The sequence below is a fragment of the Serratia grimesii genome (genome assembly GCF_900186025.1).
GTDB classification, from domain to species: domain Bacteria; phylum Pseudomonadota; class Gammaproteobacteria; order Enterobacterales; family Enterobacteriaceae; genus Serratia; species Serratia grimesii.
Map to the genome: position 1 here is coordinate 1,372,820 of NZ_LT883155.1, position 17,476 is coordinate 1,390,295.

Genomic DNA, 17,476 nt, shown 5'->3' on the forward strand with positions numbered 1-17,476 from the left:
GCATGCTACATTGTGATGCGCTGTATTGCAATGTGGTACATCGTGCCGCCCGGCAGAAAAAAATGTTACAGTGGGCTAAAAGTAAGGAAAAGAACCCCTATGTCTGAACCCTCAACATGTTGTGATGACGAAAGAACCGGTGGAATTCAAGTCATTACCCGTGCAGCGAAAATTCTCGATGCGCTGGGCGCAAAGCCAAATGGCATGAGCCTTGGCGAAATCGCGCAGGCGGTCGATCTGCCACGTTCTACCGTGCAACGTATTGTCAATGCGCTTGATTCAGTGCAATTGGTGCGTGGTGGTGCCGGTGGCGTGCGTCTGGGGCCGTCGTTGCTGCGTCTGATTGCCAGCGTGCATACTGAAATGGTCGCGATTGCGACGCCTTGGCTACAGGCATTGAGTGACGCCACCGGCGAGACGGTTTCACTGGGACGCGCCAGTGGCCTACAGCTGGCGGTGGTGCACTATATTGTTGCGGATCGTGAGCTGCGGGTGGTGCCGCGTATCGGTATGAATCTACCGCTATACAGCACCTCCGGTGGACGTGCGCTGTTAGCATTGAACAGTGATGATGCGGCTCGGGAATTGTTGGGAGAGGCCTATATGGCGGTGACCGACATGACGGTGCGTGATTTTCCGGCCCTGCTGGAACACCTAACCGAAATACGCCGCACCGGCCTGTCCTACGATCGGGAAGAAACTCTGGAAGGCGTCTCCACCATGGCGGTGGCTATTGACACCATTCTGGGGCGCTTCTCCATCAGTTTGTTAGTACCCAGCACGCGTTTGGCCAAGAATGAAGCTCGCTTCCGCGAGGAAATCCTTAAGTGTAAAGACGCGCTGATCGATGAGATTGGCAAGGTGGCGTCGCGAGATTAACCGGAGAAGGTAATGAAAACACTGTTGGTCGCGGTTGATAACTCCGCTAATGCGCGCAAAGTCATTTCGCTGGCTGCTGAACAGGCATTGGCTCAGCAGGCGGCAGTAGTGGTGCTGTGCTGCGTAGACCTTAGCTATTCCATTGCCGGACCGTATGAAGTTGAATTGGGTGAAGATCCGGCGGATTTTGGTTGCGCGCTGGATGAACAACAGGCCGCTGCCGCTGTGGTACGCCAGGCGCTAACTGAACTGCAAGGCGTAGGCGTCAATGCGCGTGGGCGTGTGGTAGCCGGAGAGCCAGCAGAAACCATTGTTGCCCAGGCCAATGAGCTGAACGCGACGATGATTATTATGGGGCGCCGCCATCTTTCCCCCTTTAGACGACTGTTGAAAGGGTCGCATAGCGCCTTGGTGATTGAAAATGCCGATTGCCCGGTGTTGGTTGACGTGCGTGCCGACTGACTGCCTTTGAACCCCGGAGCCGAAGATGAAACTAAAATGTGCCATTCTTGATGATTATCAGCAGGTCGCGCTTAGCATGGCGGACTGGTCGACCATCGCTGATCGGGTTGAGGTGCTCGCAATCAGCCAACATTTTATCGATGAAGCGGAACTGGCGGTGCATCTACAGGACTGCGACATTCTGGTGATCATGCGCGAGCGCACGCCGATGACGGCAACGTTGTTGGCTCGCTTGCCCAAATTGAAACTATTGATCACCTCGGGTATGCGCAATGCCTCTATTGATCTGGCTGCTGCAACGCAGCGCGGGATTGTCGTCTGCGGTACCGACAGCGGTTCTGCTGCGCCGATGGAGCTGAGTTGGGCATTATTGCTTGGGTTGGCTAAACACCTGGTGCCGGAAAATTATGGTCTACAGCACAACGGGCCTTGGCAGCAGTCGCTCGGTGTGACGCTGCAAGGTAAAACGCTGGGTCTGCTGGGATTGGGTAAGATTGGTCGTCAAATGGCGGTGGTGGCGCAGGCTTTTGGCATGAAGGTACAGGCCTGGAGTCAAAACCTGACGGCAGAAAGGGCCGCTGAGGTTGGCGTTGCGTTGGCGGAATCAAAACAGGCGTTGTTTGCACAGAGCGATTTTATTTCCATTCACCTGGTGCTGAGTGACCGCAGCCGTGGGCTGGTTGGCCAACAAGAGCTGAAGGCAATGAAAAAAACCGCGTATCTGATTAATACCTCACGTGCAGCGATTGTCGATCGAACCGCGTTGATTGATGCGTTACAGCATGGGCAGATTGCCGGTGCCGGGCTGGACGTATTTGAGGTTGAACCTTTGCCGGCTGACGATATCTTCCGCCGATTGCCTAATGTGCTGGCGACGCCACATCTTGGCTATGTGGCTGACAGCAACTATCAAATCTATTTCCGCGAAGCGCTCGAAAACATCGAGGCCTTTATCGCCGGTGTGCCGCTGCGCCGATTGGGGTAGCGCGGTTTGAATCCCAAAATAATTGGAATTGCATCGCGCGGCAACTAAGCGCATCCCAGTGAGCGTACGGAGAGTACGTGATCGGGGTAAGTACAATGCAATTGCAAATATGCAGGGTATATTCCCCCGAGACGCTTGTCTGCCGCAGGCATTCACCCGTATCATTGCGCGTCTTTTTTAGCAGGGGTAATCATGCGCGTATTATTGGCTCCGATGGAGGGCGTTCTCGATTCTCTGGTGCGCGAGCTGCTCACCGAAGTAAACGACTACGATCTGTGCATCACCGAATTCCTGCGCGTGGTTGATCAACTGCTGCCTGCCAAGTCTTTTTACCGTTTGTGCCCTGAATTGCATCACGCCAGCCGCACACCGTCTGGCACTTTGGTGCGTATCCAATTGCTCGGCCAATACCCGCAGTGGCTAGCCGAAAATGCTGCGCGTGCGGTTGAACTGGGATCTTACGGTGTCGATCTTAACTGTGGTTGCCCGTCGAAATTAGTGAATGGCAGCGGTGGTGGGGCGACGCTGCTGAAAGATCCGGAGCTGATTTACCAGGGTGCTAAAGCCATGCGTGCGGCGGTGCCAGCCCATTTGCCGGTGACGGTAAAAATACGGTTGGGTTGGGATAGCGACAGCCGCAGCTTTGAAATTGCCGATGCGGTGCAGCAGGCTGGCGCCACTGAGCTGGCGGTACACGGCCGTACCAAAGAGGACGGTTACAAGGCGGAACGTATCAATTGGGCGGCGATTGGCGAGATCCGCCAGCGCCTGACTATTCCTGTGATCGCCAACGGCGAAATCTGGGACTACCAGAGTGCGCAAGACTGCCTGCAAACGACGGGCTGCGATGCGGTAATGCTTGGGCGTGGTGCGCTGAATGTGCCAAATTTGAGCCGGGTAGTGAAATACAATGAACCGCGCATGCCGTGGCCGCAGGTGGTGCTGTTACTGCAAAAATATGTTCATCTGGAAAAGCAGGGCGATACCGGTTTGTACCACGTGGCGCGCATCAAACAATGGCTGGGGTATTTGCGTAAAGAATATGGCGAAGCGACTGAGCTGTTCAGCGAGATCCGTGCGCTCACCAATTCGAAGGACATTGCGCGAGTTATCTGCCGTTAAAGACGAAACAGGGGAGCGGTGCTCCCCCATTGAGCTAACAGTTATTTTCCTGCCAGCAACCTAAGCACTTCATCCGCCACTGCAGCACCCGATGCCGGGTTTTGCCCCGTGGCGACCCGTTGGTCGCTCAAAGCAAATTCGGCCCAGGGTTCAGCCGCTTTTTGGTAAATCGCCCCGCGTTTTTTCAGCTCAGTTTCGGTCAGATAGGGTACTAGTTTGTCCAGCTCGGCCAGTTTTTCCTCTTCATTACTGAAGCCGGTGACCTTTTTGCCGCTAATCAGATAGTCGCCGTTGGCCAGTTTGATATTTAACAAACCAATAGCCCCGTGGCACACGGAAGAAACCACACCACCGCTTTCATAAATCGACTGGCTAAGGGTTTGCAATGCGGGGTTATCCAGGAAGTCCCAGATAACGCCGTGACCACCGGCATAGTAGATCGCACCATAGTCGGCGGCGTTGACCTGAGACGGTTTCAATGTGGCCCCGAGCCGGTTCATAAACGATTTATTCTGATACCACTCCCAGTCCGTGGCATCGGCCATCGCGAGACTGTGAGGATCTATCGGGGTGTAACCGCCTAACGGGCTGACGTACTCAACCTCATAGCCCGCCGCTTCAACTTTCTTGACGAAGTGCACCGCCTCACCGAGCCATAGGCCGGTGGCGCGATCGATACTGGGGTATTTTGCAATACTGGTGAGTACTACCAGGATCTTCTTTTTCATCATGCTTCCTCTCGGTTGACTGCTTCCATCGGGCTAAAGTATAGCCAACCTCCGCGCATTAACCGTCCAGATCGATCGCAAAATAGTGCATTAGTGCTTCACGGCGTTCTTCTTCCGAATGCAGCGTCGATTCCCGACGGTGGTGATCCTCAGTGATAATCAATTTGTTCTCGCTGATGGTCACCCGGCCGTTTTCCGTGGCGTGGGAGCACACCAATTTCTGGGTAAAATGCGATAGCGGTGAAGTGCTGTGGTAATGGCACATGTCGGAAAATTCGTTGAGCTGGCGTTTTTTCAGACTGAAACGATAGAGTGTTTTGGCGTGAGAACGCTGATCGCCGTTGCGGCGCTCCAGAAAGTAAATCTCGCCTTCTTGTTCCAAATGAAAGGTACCGGTGCTTTGTGGCTGTTGCTCGGCAGTCGTGATCTTTAGCGGGGTCAGAAAAGAATCACCAAACCCCACGTCCACCAGATAGGGTTGATCCAGCTCTACCAGTAGCGCCATGTGGTCGAACGGTGGGCCAAAGCTGCCGTCACGGGCGCGGATCTCGCCGGAAATAAAATGCACGCTAAAGCCAATGTCCTGTAACAACAAAGCAAATAGTCGGTTTAGCTCATAGCAAAAGCCGCCACGATTGTGTTCGACAATTTTACTGAACAGCGCCGCTTCTTCCAGATGAATGCCCTGGTGATAAATAATGCTCAGGTTCTCAAAGGGAACGTTCAGCATATGACCACGGTGTAATTGTTGCAGCGTCAGAAGATCGGGTTTGGGGATGCCTGCGAATCCAATATGTTGCAGGTAGCGTTGTCTGTCCACAGCGTGTCTCACGGCAGAAAAATTGAACATAAAATAGTTGGGTTTGGCAAAGTTGTGAGGGCAATAAGTGCTATGTCAGAACGCTGGGGGTTTACCCGCCGCCTGCAGCAACAGATTTACCCAGCGACGGGTGGTGGTGCTAACGAACGCGCTGTCTGCCCAGCAAAGGCGGTACTGGTAGGCTGCAGGCAATTGCCGGCCCTCATTAAACACCCGAACCAACTTGCCAGCGGCAAGGGCATCCTGCGCGACGGCCAGGCTACCGAGCACAATGCCATTGCCTTCAATTGCTTCTTGCAGCGCATGGCCGACGCTATTGAACGTGAGAATACCGCGTGGTGCCGCAGCACCGTCACCAAAGGCCGCGAACCAGTCTTGCCAACTGGCGACACCCAACCCTTGAGCATCTTTCCACGGTGAGTGTATCAACTGCGATTGTGCAACATCGGTAGGGGTTGCGAGTTCAGGGTGTGCAGTGAGAAATGCTGGGCTTGCCAGCGGCGCGAAGGCATCGGCGAGTAGCTCGCGGGAGTGCGGCGGTGGGGTGCGCGTTGGACTGTAGCGAATGGCGATATCCGCTTCGCCATTGGCCATATCGCGCAGACTTTCATTGGCGTCCAACACCAGCGAAACATCAGGATCGGCGCGGCGCAATGCCGGTAGGCGCACTGCCAGCCAGTGGCTGGCAATACCCAGCGTGCAGGTCAGTTTCAGTGTTTGCTGTTGTTCTGGCCGGACGCGATCGCTGGCTTTTTGTAGCAGCGTCAGAGCGCGGGTAACGTCGATCGCTAGCCGTTTTCCCTTCTCATTGAGTGCTACTGCGTTGCCTTTACGGTGAAATAATTCAACGCCCAGCTCGTTCTCCAGATGGCGTATCTGGCGACTGACCGCACCCAGTGTCACGTTCAACTCTTCTGCCGCCTCGGTAAAACTGGCGCAGCGCGCCGCAACCTCGAATGTATGCAAGGCTTTCAGCGATGGCAGACGTGGTTGAGCGTTCAGCTTGAGTTTCATTCAACCATATTGCCAATCTATCGATGTTCCACAAGTGATTTTTTGCATACTTTTGAGGCAAAGATTCGGGAGGAATAAGATGTGGACATACTGATGGGGCTGGCTGCCGCGCTGTGCTGGGGCGGCACGGATTTTTTGGTTGGAATTAACGCCAGATCGGTGGGGGTGCGCAGGGCTGTATTTTTTTCTCAAGCGATCGGGTTTGTGATCTTTACTGCGTTGTTGCTGGCCTCAACGTCATCTGTCTTTGCGGCTCCCGGTATCGTTTGGGGCTTGGCATTACTGGCCGCTGGCTTGATGGTGAGTGGTTCGTTAGCCTTGTCACAGGCCTTTGCCATCGGCAAGGCCGCGATGGTTGCTCCGCTGGTCACCAGCTACGGTGCGGTTACCACGTTGTTGTCATGGCTCAGTGGAGAGCCGCTTAATGTGCTAACGCTGGCAGGGCTGGCGATATGCCTGCTGGGCGTGATGCTGACGGCGATAAGCCCAGGGCGTCAGTTGGGTCACACGTCATCATCTTTACCGGCAATCGTCTTCGCGTTGCTCGCCGCATGCTGTTACGGCACGGGGTTCTGGTTGCAAGGGAAATACACGCTGCCAGTATTGGGCCCCAGCGTTAGCCTGTGGCTCGGCTATAGCGTAGGGCTGACGGTTCTGTTGACGCTAACAACTCAACGGCGCGCGCTGGTGGCGTGCCCACGTTGGCGGCAGACTGGGTTACTGCTGGCCGCCAGTTTGCTCAACCTGGGCGGTTTTAGTGCGTTTTCCGTGGGGGCCAGCGGCGGGTCAGTGGCCGTGGTCACTGTGCTTAGCACCCTGTCAGGCGGAATTGCCGCGCTTCTAGGCACATTGCTGTTACGGGAACGGCTTTCTGCCCTACAGTGGTTGGGTGTATTGACGGTACTGGTTGGTGCTGTGGTTCTGCATCTGAAATCAGCGTAGCGGGTAAACTAATAGACGCCTTTTCCTGATGTGAAGCCTATAGAAATGTGCACCGCCACGTTTACTCCCCTTCGGGCTGCATATTTTTCAGCATCCATTCACGTAACGAAACGACATCGGGACGATCGGCCATATCTTCCCGAGTCACCAAATAATAATTCGCACCAGGCAAAGAGAAATCAAAAGGTGCAATCAGCATTCTTCGCTTTATCAAATCTTCTGCCAGTAACTTACTGGCAATAACGACACCCTGGCCTGCTACTGCCGCCTGCAGTGCATGGGTTTCGTCACTGAAATACAGTCCTCTGGACACATTTAAGCTTTCCGGCCCGTAACGTTGTTGCCAGTGTTTCCAGTCAGGACGTTCTGCAGGAACATGCCGATGTTCGACGTGAAACAACGTTGTGTCATGTAAGTCACTCAGCGTCTTCAAGGCCAGTGTGGGGCTGGCCACCACAATAAACTGATCTTCATAGAGCAACGTGCTGTGTAAGTCCGTTTCGGCGGTTTCACGATAACGTATTGCTACGTCGACGGTTCGCTGTGTTAAGTCGACCCTTTTCACACTGGTATGCAGGTGTAAATCAATCTCAGGAAATTGCGCCTTAAAGCTTTCGAGGCGCAGAACCAGCCAGTTGGTCAGGAAGTTTGATGTAGTGGTGATGGTTAACGCTGGCGGTTGTTTGGCCTGCTCAATTTTTTTTACCGACTTCTCGAGAGCCTCGAAGGCGCATTGGGTGCCGGTATACAGCAAGTCTCCAGCTTCGGTCAGTTTAACGCCCTGCGCATTACGTTCGAATACTCGGCATTCCAGCATTGTTTCAATTAAACGGATTTGATGGCTGACCGCAGTGGCACTGACATTCAGTTGCTCGGCCGCCTGCTTGAAGCTAAGGCAATCGGCAACCGCATGGAAAGCTCGCAGTGCGCCCAGTGGCGGTAAATGGGAACGCTTCATGATGAGTTATTTTCATCCATGGGTGAAAACTCTGACTTTGATTGCCTGATTATAGATGCGATAGGCTTAATTCACCTCCTGACCAGGATGAAATAAATTTTCTGTTGCTGCCTTTATAGAGTGAGGATTGTTATGACTACGTCTCCTTTATCCGTCCCTTTTGCTGCGTCTGCGCAACAGCAGGCGCAAACCAATGCCGGTATTCTTTTATTCAGTGGGTTGGTAGCGCAAGTTGCATTGTTACTGAAGCTCTATGCGTTGGAGAGCCCGCTGCTGATGGTTGCTTTGCTGGCATGTTTCATTATTGCCTTTGTTTTGGCCGTGTTTTTAATGCAGCTGAAAGTGTTTAAAAGCAAAAGTCGCCTGAGCCTGGTACGCCAGGGGTTCGTCATCAGTGCCATCGGCACCTTGCTGCTGCTGCTGGCATTACATGGTCTGCCAAACGGTCTGCCGCTGTTTTCGGCAATGGCTATTTCCGGGGTGGGGCAGGGAATGGTCTACAGCGCCGCGATACGTCCAGGTAATAATAAAGATGGCCATGTACTGCGTCGAGGCGCGTTATTGTTCGCTGGCAGTCTCCTTGCGGTTGTGGCTGTCCTGCTGATCCAATCCAGTTTTACCGGGATAACGGGTTTTTCTTACGCTTTTGCATTGTTGATTGATCTCTCACTGCTTGCTGCTTTGTATGTAAGAGTGGTTGAGTTGGAGAGCTAGCCGTTGATATCGCTAACTGGACGCCGGATATAGGTCAACGGATTCAGCGAGCGTAAATGCAGTTGCAATACTACACCACGGCGGAAGAGGTAATGAAGTCGAGTTATTCATATTTGGAGCCATTATGGCGAGTTGCACAAAGAGTTAAAGAGCCGCCTCGTTTGAGGCGACTCTTGTCCGTTACCAGGCTTTACGCGGGTTGCGCGAAACGATATCGATTTTCTGGCACAACAGTTTGGTGATATCTACCGACGCTGGGTTGGTGGCACTGCCAGCGAAGTTTTTCAGGATAATTAGGATACGGGCATAGTTGACATAGCCCTCAGGCAGCGGCAAATACTCGGCAGAGTTCAGTGCAGTAATGCGATCCGAAGTCATGGTTGCCGAAGATGTTGGGGTTACTGTCCCGGTCCTGCCCCACTGACAGGCTTTCTCAAGCAGGATATTGACCCCGGCGTTGCCGTTAAGCTCATACTTCCCTTGGTAGGTACCAACGGTGACATCCAACGAGCTCAAACCTTTAAGGTTTTCCAGCGTGGTGCGCCACAAGACAAGATCATTTTTTTCAATTGGGAAATAAATCTCAATTTTCTTGTCCGCCGTTGCCGCTGTTTTGGTGGTTGCGGTAATGACACCCTCTTTCAGGGTAATCGCCAGGTCTGAGGTTTCTGTTTGTGAAATACGGGTGCCGGTGGCGGCATAAACGTTGTTCAGCAAGAGTGCACCGTTTTCTTTCCAGGTAGGTTCTGGCAGATGATTAACACCATCACCGAGGTACAATTGACGCCACATATTAAGGTGGCCGGGCGCTCCGATGCGCTTCATTTCGATATGGTTATTGGACCAGCCTTTCTTGATATCCGAGTTAATCAGATCGAAACCATCAATGTAGCATTTGCCACTAAGATCGCTGGACTTATCAAAATAGAAATACTCAACATATTGATAGGGAACCGTACCACCGGGATCGGTCACATTGGTTTGCACACTATGCCATTGGCTATCTTTGATTTTTACTGTACCGCCGTTGTCGCTGGTAAATACCGGCCGGGAGTTACGACGATGTTCATTGCCCCACTCGAAGTGGCAGTTTTTAAAGTCCAGCGTGCCGGATTTAAGATCGAATAAACCGTAGTCAGTATTCCTTGTTGATCGGCCACGCTGTTAAAACCGCTGTAGTCAAATGAGCAATCACGGAATGCCAATGAATGGACACCCTGATAAAAGTTGGTACCGTCGCCAAACAAACATTTGTAGAACACAATTTTTTCACCGGCATTGGCGGTACTGGCTGACCAGATTGGCCAAACGCAGCCACGTACCATAATGCTGTGCCAGCTTTGGATATAGGCATTGTTGCCAAACACGATGCCTTTATACAGGTCGGTAAGCCATACGTTTTGTACCAGCAATTGGCTGGTCGGCATACCATGAATATTTGCCGCATCGCTATAAACGCACAAGCCTCGTAGGTTGGCTGCTGCATCTGAAGTTCCGACAATACGTAGGTTATAAATGGCCGGTGCTCCCGAACTGTAAAGCACCCGCACACATTCAATATCGGTTGCACCGCGGAAGTCCAGAATGGTGCCCTTAAAGTCGATGGAATTTTTCCACAGTTTTAAATTGGCAGTGGTTTTACATTGGCGCACACCCCCTGGCCCAACAAGATTAATACCTGCGGGTGTAGTCGGAATAGCTGATTTCCACCATTCGTCACCTGCAACCTGTAAAAAATTGCTGGCGCGGTTAATGGTTAGAGAATAGTCCTGTTCATCGCCAGCCTGATACCACCAGTCGATATTGTAATCCCCGTTATTGATAATACGTTTCCAACAACGGTTCTGTGTATCACGAACAATGGTAGCGCCATTATCCAGGCTGGTCGTATCTGCACCGTCACGGAGGAATACGCCGTGGTGATAGCTATTTTCAATCATTACGGTTGATTCGCTGCCGGTATATGCACGCAGAGTGGCATAGTCATTTAATGCGATCATGGGGTTATCCTCATGTTTTCGGTTATGCAGGCTTTTGCAAAGGAATAATTGCAGTAGCGCAGAGGTGTTTTGAAAATAAAAATATGCAGACCGAAAGTGATTCGCTTTTAAAGCTTTCGGCCTGTGGGAGCAACTTAGCAGGAGGGAGTGGGTAGCTTAAGCACTGAGCGTTGTGCCCGCTGTCAGCGGGCGAACGGGAACCACAATTAACGTCCCCACGGTTATGGGGTCAACCGCCCAGAGGTGCACGTCTGATATAGGTCAACGGATTCAGCGAGCGTAAGTGCAGTTGCAATACTACGCCACGGCGGAAGAGGTAGTTGAGGACGGTCAACGACAACAGCTCAGTCAGCAAGGTGCTGTAAGCGGCACCCATCATGCTGTACTGACGGATCAGGAAATACGACAGCGGGATATTGATGATAAATACCAAGAACATCTTCTTTGACAAGAAGCCATAGCCAGAGAACATCACAATGTATTTGTAGGCCAAGGTACCCAGAGCGGAAAGCAGGGTTGCAACCGCCAATACCCCCATCGCAGGATAAGCGGCTAAGTATTGCTCCCCGTACAACAGGACTATCACGGGTTTGCCGAGCAAGACAATACCGGCCACGATTGTGGCGGAAATCGCCAACACCAACCCATTCAGTTTGGCTGCGGTGCGCATCGCATCATTGCGGTGATAAGCAAATATTTTGGCGAAAAATGAGGTGATGACCGCATCGGTGACAAACATCCAGGCAGTGGCCAGGGTAATGGCGACGGAATAAATACCCAGCGCTTCGGCAGAGACAAACCACATCAGGAACAATTGCGCCAGTCGGGTATAAATGGCGATGGAAACATTGGATATTGCCAGCGGCAAGCCACTTGCGAGCAAATAACGCACATATTTACGCCGAATACGCCCGGGTGCGATAAAGCGTGGATGGCGGCGATGGTATATGTGGTGACGGATCAGATAGGGGATCAAATAAACCATCACGATCGGGATCGCCAGGTAATACAGGTGCAGATCAAAATACACAATCAGATAACGCACCAGCAGTGCACTGCCTAGGCCGGCCACGTTGGCTAATGTATTGAAGCGCGACTCCAGTCGGGCATCATGATAAATGGTGAAGACGTCTCTCAGTGAGAAAAAGCTGGCGACAAAAGTGGCGGCACAAAAGTAGAAGGTAATGAAATCTTCGCGGAGCCCGGTGTAAATCAATATTGCCGCAGAGAGCACGATGAAGCAGCCTTGGCGCAGTCGATTGGTGGAGAACATCAGGGCAGTTCCAGAGCCCGGGTTACGGCTAATTCGCTTGAACAAAACGGTATCGGAACCCAGTAGCGCCAGCGTTTGGGTAATGGCGAAAATGGCAGTGGCAAAGGTGATCTTGCCGAAGCTTTCCGGGCCAATATATTTTGCCATATAAGCCGTGATGAAAATAACGCCCAAGATAGACACCATCTTTTCGGATATCATCCAAAACGCATTTCTCACGATACTGATATCTATAAACTTTAATTTCATTCGCGCTTTTCCCTGTCGCATCTTATAATAGGAATTATCCGATTATTTCCTTAGGCTCTGTAAGGGATGACTCACAGGGTTTTATAATTGAGATGCAATAACCGGAATGTCAGAAGCATTTCTACGTATGTTATGTTCATGGAAGAAAGAGAAGAATGAGAAAACTCGTAAAACGACTCTATCGGGCTGCACCCGATTTTATTTATTATCAAGTCAGCCATTACCTTGTCCATGGCTCTTTTGTTAATTTCAAATCCCCAAAGACATTCTCAGAAAAAATCTATCAGCGCATGCGCTATCCGCATAATGATTTCAGTATGTTAGCGGATAAGGTGGCGGTCAGAAAATATATTGCTCAGCGGGTATCAGAAAAATACCTAACGCCCATTATAATGACGACGCATAACTTCACAGAGCAAGATTACCTTTCGTTGCCACAATCATTTGTTATCAAAACAAATAATGCGTCGCAACAAGTCAAGATAGTGAAAGATAAAAGTAAGGTCTCCTATCAAGATATTGCGAAGATTCTTAAGGAATGGTCTGAAATCACCTATTGGAAAAGATACCGAGAAAAGCACTACGCAAATATTCCGCAGCAGATAATCGTCGAAGAGCTGTTGGATATTGAATGTGACGGTGAATTGATTGACTACAAGGTGCATGTATTTAACGGAAAGCAGTCTTATTTGTTTGTTGAATTACTGCGTGGTGGTCCTGAGCCGAGTTCGCTGGAGTTTTTAGAAGAGCACGCACATCATTGCTTTTTTACCCAGGCAGACATTCCTCAAGTCAATACGTTGTATGAAAAACCGGCTTTCTGGGATGAGATGATTCAGGTCGCAAAGGCGGTCTCCGCGGATTTAGACTATTGCCGTGTCGATTTTTATCTCACACGCGAACAAATATACATCGGCGAATTGACACTGACCCCAGGTGCCGGCAACGAAGTGTATTTGCCGCGTGCCACCAACCTTTTGCTGGGTGAGATGATGTCCAAAAACGGGTAATACGCGTAGAAGGGTTTAGGGTCTGGCATTCGCTGGCGTGATGTTCTGTAGCCACGCAAGAAACTCAGCTGCTTTAGGTTTTTCCAGCGTGCGTTGCGGATAAACCACGTAATAGGGCTTGCTAAGCGGTAGCGTCGGTTCTGCCAGCGGCACCAATGTCCCCTTGGCCAGTTCTCGCTGAATGAGTTGTTGCTGACCAAGTAAAATACCCTGGCCCTCAACTGCGGCATCTATCGCCAGTGAGGTCAGGTTATAGGTCAGGCCACGTCGCTGTGGCAGAGGCAGCCCGGCTGCGTTAAACCACTCATACCACCCCGGCAGGAACTGGCTTTCCTTACCCCAATCTACATGGATCAGCGGCTGGCGTGTCCAGTCGCCAGCAGCCTGCAACTGCGGGCTGCAAACCGGTTGAACAGAGTCCTGAAACAAGCGTACTTTTTCCAGTAGCGGGTAGCCTTGATCGCCAAAGCACAGGGCAAAGTCTGCCGTCGAGCTGGCGAAATCTACTTCGCCGTGGGTGGCGTGCAGGCGGATATCGACCTGCGGGTGTTGGGTCAGCCAGTCACCAATCATCGGGTTTAGCCATTTTGATGCCAGCGCCGGTAAGGCGAATAACGTCAGCATTTCCTTGCCTCGTTGGCGATCGACATGTTGTTGCGCGATACGCAGCGTCTCAAATGCCTGCTGCACGTAGGCCAGGTAATCTGTTCCTTGCTCGGTTAGCGTCACGCCGCTTTTGGCCCGGGTGAACAGCACAATGCCAAGGTGCTGCTCAAGCTGACGGATTTGCTGGCTGACGGCGGCGGCCGTCAACGCCAAGCTGTCTGCCGCTTTGGCCAGGCTACCGGTACGGGCGGCGGTTTCAAAAGCCAAAATAGCGCTCAGTTTGGGCAGGCGACTACGGGTGGGTGTGTTCATGGCGGTTATCGCTAAGAATTAGTTAACATATCCTTAACGCATTTTTGTTATTACAGCAATGCGACATTCGCTACAGTGGGGTTATCTGGCCTATGCCTACAGGAGCCTCCAATGCAACCACTCGCTCATATCATTGATTTGTCCGCTAACCCTATTGGCGACACCGCTTTTCAGGCTCGCTGTAAAGCGACACTGGACACGTCCGGGGTGCTGGTGTTGCCGGGTTTTCTGACGGCAGCAGCATTGGCAACGGTGCGTCTGGAAGGGGCGGAGCACAGTCATGCGGCGTTTTATGCCGCCAGTAAGCATAACGTCTATCTCAAGCCACAGGACGAAGCGTTTCCGGCCGATCATGCGCGCAACCGGCTGGTTATCTCATCCAAGGGTTGTATTACCGACGAGGAGATCCCGGCGCAGTCACCGTTGCGTACGCTGTATGACGCACAGCCGTTTCGTGACTTTCTTTGCGCGGTGCTGGAGGAGAAACGCCTTTACCCTTACGCTGACCGACTGTCTTCTATCAACCTGCATTATGCCCACCGAGGGCAAGAGCTGGGGTGGCATTTTGACAATTCGTCGTTCGCCATCACGCTACTAATCCAAAAACCTCAGGCCGGTGGCCGCTTTGAATATGTGGAAAACTTGCGCGATGCCGATTGTGGTGAGATGAATTATGCCGGTGTTTCCGAGGTGCTGGATGGTGAGCGGGCGGCGAAGCCGCTGACGATGGAAGAAGGGGATTTGGTGCTGTTCCGTGGGCGAAATGCCATGCATCGAGTCACGCCGACGGAAGGCGATACCACCCGTATGTTGGTGGTGCTGGCCTACAATGCTCAACCAGATATCGCATTATCAGAAAGCGCCAGAATGACCTTCTACGGCAGGGTGTGAGGTAAAAAAAACTGCCCCTTGCGGGGCAGTTGAGAGGCTTAGTGGTGAGCGTCTTCGTGTGCTTGCTGTTCGAGTTTCACTTCCTGCGCGCGTTTGCGCAGGCCGAACCAGCCCAGTGTTAACAGCACCGCCAGCACCGGAATGGTGGCGATAGTCCAGGTGCCGTTCGGGTAGTCGAACGCCATCATGATCACGACCGCCAGCAGGAACGCCAGCGTCAGCCAAGAGGTGACGGGCGCGCCGGGCATTCTGAAAGATACCGGTTGGGCGCGACCTTCACGCACGGCTTTACGCAGGCGCATCTGGCATACGATGATAAACGCCCATGAGGCGATAATGCCCAGCGAGGCAATGTTCAGTACGATCTCAAACACCCGCGAAGGCACCAGGTAGTTCAGCAACACGCCAATCACATAGATGCCGCAGGTCACCAGGATGCCGGCATAGGGCACTTGCTGGTTGCTCATTTTGGCCATGAATTTCGGCGCTGAACCGCCCATCGACAACGAACGCAGGATGCGCCCGGTGGAGTACAGGCCGGAGTTGAGGCTCGAGAGTGCGGCGGTCAGTACCACGATGTTCATGATGGTGCCGATATAAGGTACGCCAAGCTTGCTGAAGAAGGTTACGAACGGGCTTTGGCCTGCCTGATAGGCGTTCCATGGCAGCAGCAGCACCAACAGAACTACCGAGCCGACGTAGAACAGGCCAATACGCCAGATAACGCTGTTGATAGCCTTCGGCATCATTTTGGCCGGATCCTTACACTCACCGGCTGCGGTGCCGATCAGCTCAATCCCGGCGAAGGCGAAGATAACCCCCTGGACTAACACCAGTGCAGGTAGCAAGCCATGCGGGAACATGCCGCCGTTTTCGGTAATCAGGTGCAGGCCTGTGGTGTTGCCCGCGACCGGGGTGCCTGTACCGAGAAACACCACGCCGACCACCAGGAACAACGCGATGGCGACCACTTTGATCAGTGCAAACCAGAACTCCATTTCGGCGAACCATTTCACGCCGATCATGTTCATGGTAGCGACCACGCCGAGGGCGCAGAGTGCGAATAACCATTGCGGTACGTCGGCAAAGGTACCCCAATAGTGCATGTACAGCGCTACCGCCGTAATGTCGACGATGCCGGTCATCGCCCAGTTGAGGAAATACATCCAACCGGCGACGTAAGAGGCTTTTTCACCAAGGAACTCACGGGCATAAGACACAAAGCTGCCGCTGGAGGGACGGTGCAACACCAGTTCGCCCAGTGCGCGCAGAATAAAGAACGAGAAAATTCCACAGACCAAATAGACCAGCGCTAACGCCGGACCCGCCATTTCCAACCGCCCGCCGGTACCGAGGAACAGGCCGGTACCGATCGAGCCACCGATGGCTATCATCTGTATTTGTCGGTTACCCATACTCTTGTGATAACCGGATTCATGGGAGTCTAACCATCGTCTTCTGGCGGCGTGTTTGTCATGCGCCGTTTTTTTTTGTGATTGCATCATCAGTCCTGTTTACCTGTCTATGGAATTACCCTGCTCTGTTTGCAGAGCAAACGATTGCTATTGCCAATCGTTATGAGAATGAAGTCATGGCATCATTCTGTTGTTCATACCCGTCACCTTTCTAACCGCAGCGTTGTTACCTGCACTAGCTCCCCCCAGTTGTTTACCTGAGTCAGCGCCTGGGGATGAGCGAGCTGGGCGCTTGGCTGCAATTTGAAATGTATAGGGTATATTATATGAGCAGCCGCCATTAAATAACGGCGAAGCATGCTACCTTTTCTCTGTAAAGGTGGCAAAAATTCCTGCGTATAAATCGTGAACAATTGTGTTTGTTTTTTGCGCTATATATAAAAGAATATATTATTCAATAAGATGGTTGATTTTATCAAGACGGAAATAACGAGGAATAAAAAGTGATTAAAATCACACAATAATAATTACCGCGCAAACTACAGGGAGTTTGGCTTATTTATTCGCGATGAGAAAAAAGAGGGATAATAAGCGCCTCCCTGCCTGCGGTGATATTGTAAGCAGACAGGGAGAAAAAAGGGATTAACGGTTATTTATTAGGCGGACTCACCGGCTGGCAGGGCCGACGTCGGCAACCCAAAGATTTTGTCGAAGGCCCAGTTAAATACAAAGGTATAACAAGGGATAATCACGATCAGTGCCATATCCAGCAGTAGTGCCTGCCAGAGCGTAATCCCCATCCACCAGGCGATCAGTGGGATCAGGTACACCACCAACGTTAATTGAAAACCTACGGCATGCAGAATACGGCGTTTAAGCGTACGGCCGCGCGATGCCTGACGGCTCTCCCACAGTTCAAACAGCGAGTTATAAATGAAGTTCCAGCTTACGGCGATAGTCGTGATGATCACGGCTAACGGCCCGGTGCTGCTTGGCGCATTGCCTGAAAGCAATGCTAACCCGAGTGCGGAGATCGTCATGCCAATAATTTCATAGGCGGTGACATACACCAGTTTGCGTTTAACGCCTTGCATTA

At 52.1% G+C, this 17,476-nt stretch carries 18 protein-coding genes; 8 read left to right on the forward strand and 10 right to left on the reverse strand.

From position 1 onward, the window contains the following. The first annotated feature begins 99 nt into the window (after positions 1-99). From SGBXF1_RS06405 to dusC, 4 genes are all read left to right on the forward strand, one after another. Positions 100-879: an IclR family transcriptional regulator gene (locus tag SGBXF1_RS06405; RefSeq protein ID WP_037421459.1), complete on the forward strand. Its 780-nt coding sequence runs from the start codon at positions 100-102 to the stop codon at positions 877-879. Between the two features lie 12 nt (positions 880-891). Further along, positions 892-1,341 carry a universal stress protein gene (locus SGBXF1_RS06410; RefSeq protein WP_186427997.1) on the forward strand — a complete coding sequence of 150 codons (450 nt, stop codon included), beginning with the start codon at positions 892-894 and terminating at the stop codon, positions 1,339-1,341. A gap of 25 nt (positions 1,342-1,366) precedes the next feature. Continuing rightward, positions 1,367-2,326, forward strand: a complete 960-nt coding sequence (locus SGBXF1_RS06415) for a D-2-hydroxyacid dehydrogenase family protein (protein WP_061806929.1) — start codon at positions 1,367-1,369, stop codon at positions 2,324-2,326. A 192-nt stretch (positions 2,327-2,518) separates the two neighbouring features. Beyond that, positions 2,519-3,448 carry a tRNA dihydrouridine(16) synthase DusC gene (gene dusC, locus SGBXF1_RS06420; protein WP_061806930.1) on the forward strand — a complete coding sequence of 310 codons (930 nt, stop codon included), beginning with the start codon at positions 2,519-2,521 and terminating at the stop codon, positions 3,446-3,448. Positions 3,449-3,489: 41 nt separating this feature from the next. Here dusC and SGBXF1_RS06425 read toward each other — a convergent pair whose 3' ends face one another. The 3 genes from SGBXF1_RS06425 to SGBXF1_RS06435 form a co-directional block, all read right to left on the reverse strand. After that, entirely contained in the window at positions 3,490-4,176 is a 687-nt protein-coding gene (locus SGBXF1_RS06425; protein ID WP_037421465.1) for a type 1 glutamine amidotransferase domain-containing protein, read from the reverse strand. A gap of 58 nt (positions 4,177-4,234) precedes the next feature. After that, positions 4,235-4,996 carry an arylamine N-acetyltransferase family protein gene (locus SGBXF1_RS06430; protein ID WP_061806931.1) on the reverse strand — a complete coding sequence of 254 codons (762 nt, stop codon included), beginning with the start codon at positions 4,994-4,996 and terminating at the stop codon, positions 4,235-4,237. A gap of 75 nt (positions 4,997-5,071) precedes the next feature. After that, positions 5,072-6,010: a LysR substrate-binding domain-containing protein gene (locus SGBXF1_RS06435; RefSeq protein ID WP_186427998.1), complete on the reverse strand. Its 939-nt coding sequence runs from the start codon at positions 6,008-6,010 to the stop codon at positions 5,072-5,074. Between the two features lie 81 nt (positions 6,011-6,091). Here SGBXF1_RS06435 and SGBXF1_RS06440 point away from each other — a divergent pair, with 81 nt between their 5' ends. After that, entirely contained in the window at positions 6,092-6,952 is an 861-nt protein-coding gene (locus SGBXF1_RS06440; protein ID WP_238321005.1) for a DMT family transporter, read from the forward strand. Between the two features lie 61 nt (positions 6,953-7,013). Here the strand turns inward: SGBXF1_RS06440 and SGBXF1_RS06445 are convergent, their stop codons facing one another. Continuing rightward, entirely contained in the window at positions 7,014-7,910 is an 897-nt protein-coding gene (locus SGBXF1_RS06445) for a LysR substrate-binding domain-containing protein (protein ID WP_186427999.1), read from the reverse strand. A gap of 132 nt (positions 7,911-8,042) precedes the next feature. Between SGBXF1_RS06445 and SGBXF1_RS06450 the strand changes: the two genes are divergently transcribed. Next, complete coding sequence (locus SGBXF1_RS06450) at positions 8,043-8,624, forward strand: hypothetical protein (RefSeq protein ID WP_186428000.1); 582 nt, start codon at positions 8,043-8,045, stop codon at positions 8,622-8,624. 180 nt (positions 8,625-8,804) lie between these two features. Here SGBXF1_RS06450 and SGBXF1_RS23790 read toward each other — a convergent pair whose 3' ends face one another. The 3 genes from SGBXF1_RS23790 to SGBXF1_RS06460 all read right to left on the reverse strand — a co-directional run bounded on the left by SGBXF1_RS23790 (position 8,805) and on the right by SGBXF1_RS06460 (position 12,146). Then, positions 8,805-9,611, reverse strand: coding sequence for a hypothetical protein (locus SGBXF1_RS23790; protein WP_238321006.1), 807 nt, complete (start codon positions 9,609-9,611; stop codon positions 8,805-8,807). A 26-nt stretch (positions 9,612-9,637) separates the two neighbouring features. After that, a complete protein-coding gene (locus tag SGBXF1_RS23795) occupies positions 9,638-10,624 on the reverse strand; it encodes a hypothetical protein (protein WP_238321007.1) in 987 nt (328 codons plus the stop codon). Positions 10,625-10,853: 229 nt separating this feature from the next. Further along, complete coding sequence (locus tag SGBXF1_RS06460; RefSeq protein WP_186428001.1) at positions 10,854-12,146, reverse strand: oligosaccharide flippase family protein; 1,293 nt, start codon at positions 12,144-12,146, stop codon at positions 10,854-10,856. Between the two features lie 155 nt (positions 12,147-12,301). Here SGBXF1_RS06460 and SGBXF1_RS06465 point away from each other — a divergent pair, with 155 nt between their 5' ends. After that, positions 12,302-13,156: an ATP-grasp fold amidoligase family protein gene (locus SGBXF1_RS06465; protein ID WP_186428002.1), complete on the forward strand. Its 855-nt coding sequence runs from the start codon at positions 12,302-12,304 to the stop codon at positions 13,154-13,156. Positions 13,157-13,171: 15 nt separating this feature from the next. On the opposite strand, the gene SGBXF1_RS06470 is transcribed toward SGBXF1_RS06465, so the two are convergent. Beyond that, positions 13,172-14,074: a LysR substrate-binding domain-containing protein gene (locus SGBXF1_RS06470; RefSeq protein ID WP_186428003.1), complete on the reverse strand. Its 903-nt coding sequence runs from the start codon at positions 14,072-14,074 to the stop codon at positions 13,172-13,174. 111 nt (positions 14,075-14,185) lie between these two features. On the opposite strand from SGBXF1_RS06470, the gene SGBXF1_RS06475 reads away from it, so the two are divergent. Continuing rightward, positions 14,186-14,965, forward strand: coding sequence for a HalD/BesD family halogenase (locus SGBXF1_RS06475; protein WP_186428004.1), 780 nt, complete (start codon positions 14,186-14,188; stop codon positions 14,963-14,965). 38 nt (positions 14,966-15,003) lie between these two features. Here SGBXF1_RS06475 and ansP read toward each other — a convergent pair whose 3' ends face one another. After that, positions 15,004-16,467 (reverse strand): L-asparagine permease, encoded by a 1,464-nt coding sequence (ansP, locus tag SGBXF1_RS06480; RefSeq protein WP_061806936.1) that lies wholly within the window; start codon positions 16,465-16,467, stop codon positions 15,004-15,006. Positions 16,468-17,036: 569 nt separating this feature from the next. Then, positions 17,037-17,474: a PACE efflux transporter gene (locus tag SGBXF1_RS06485; protein ID WP_037421485.1), complete on the reverse strand. Its 438-nt coding sequence runs from the start codon at positions 17,472-17,474 to the stop codon at positions 17,037-17,039. Positions 17,475-17,476 lie beyond the last annotated feature (2 nt).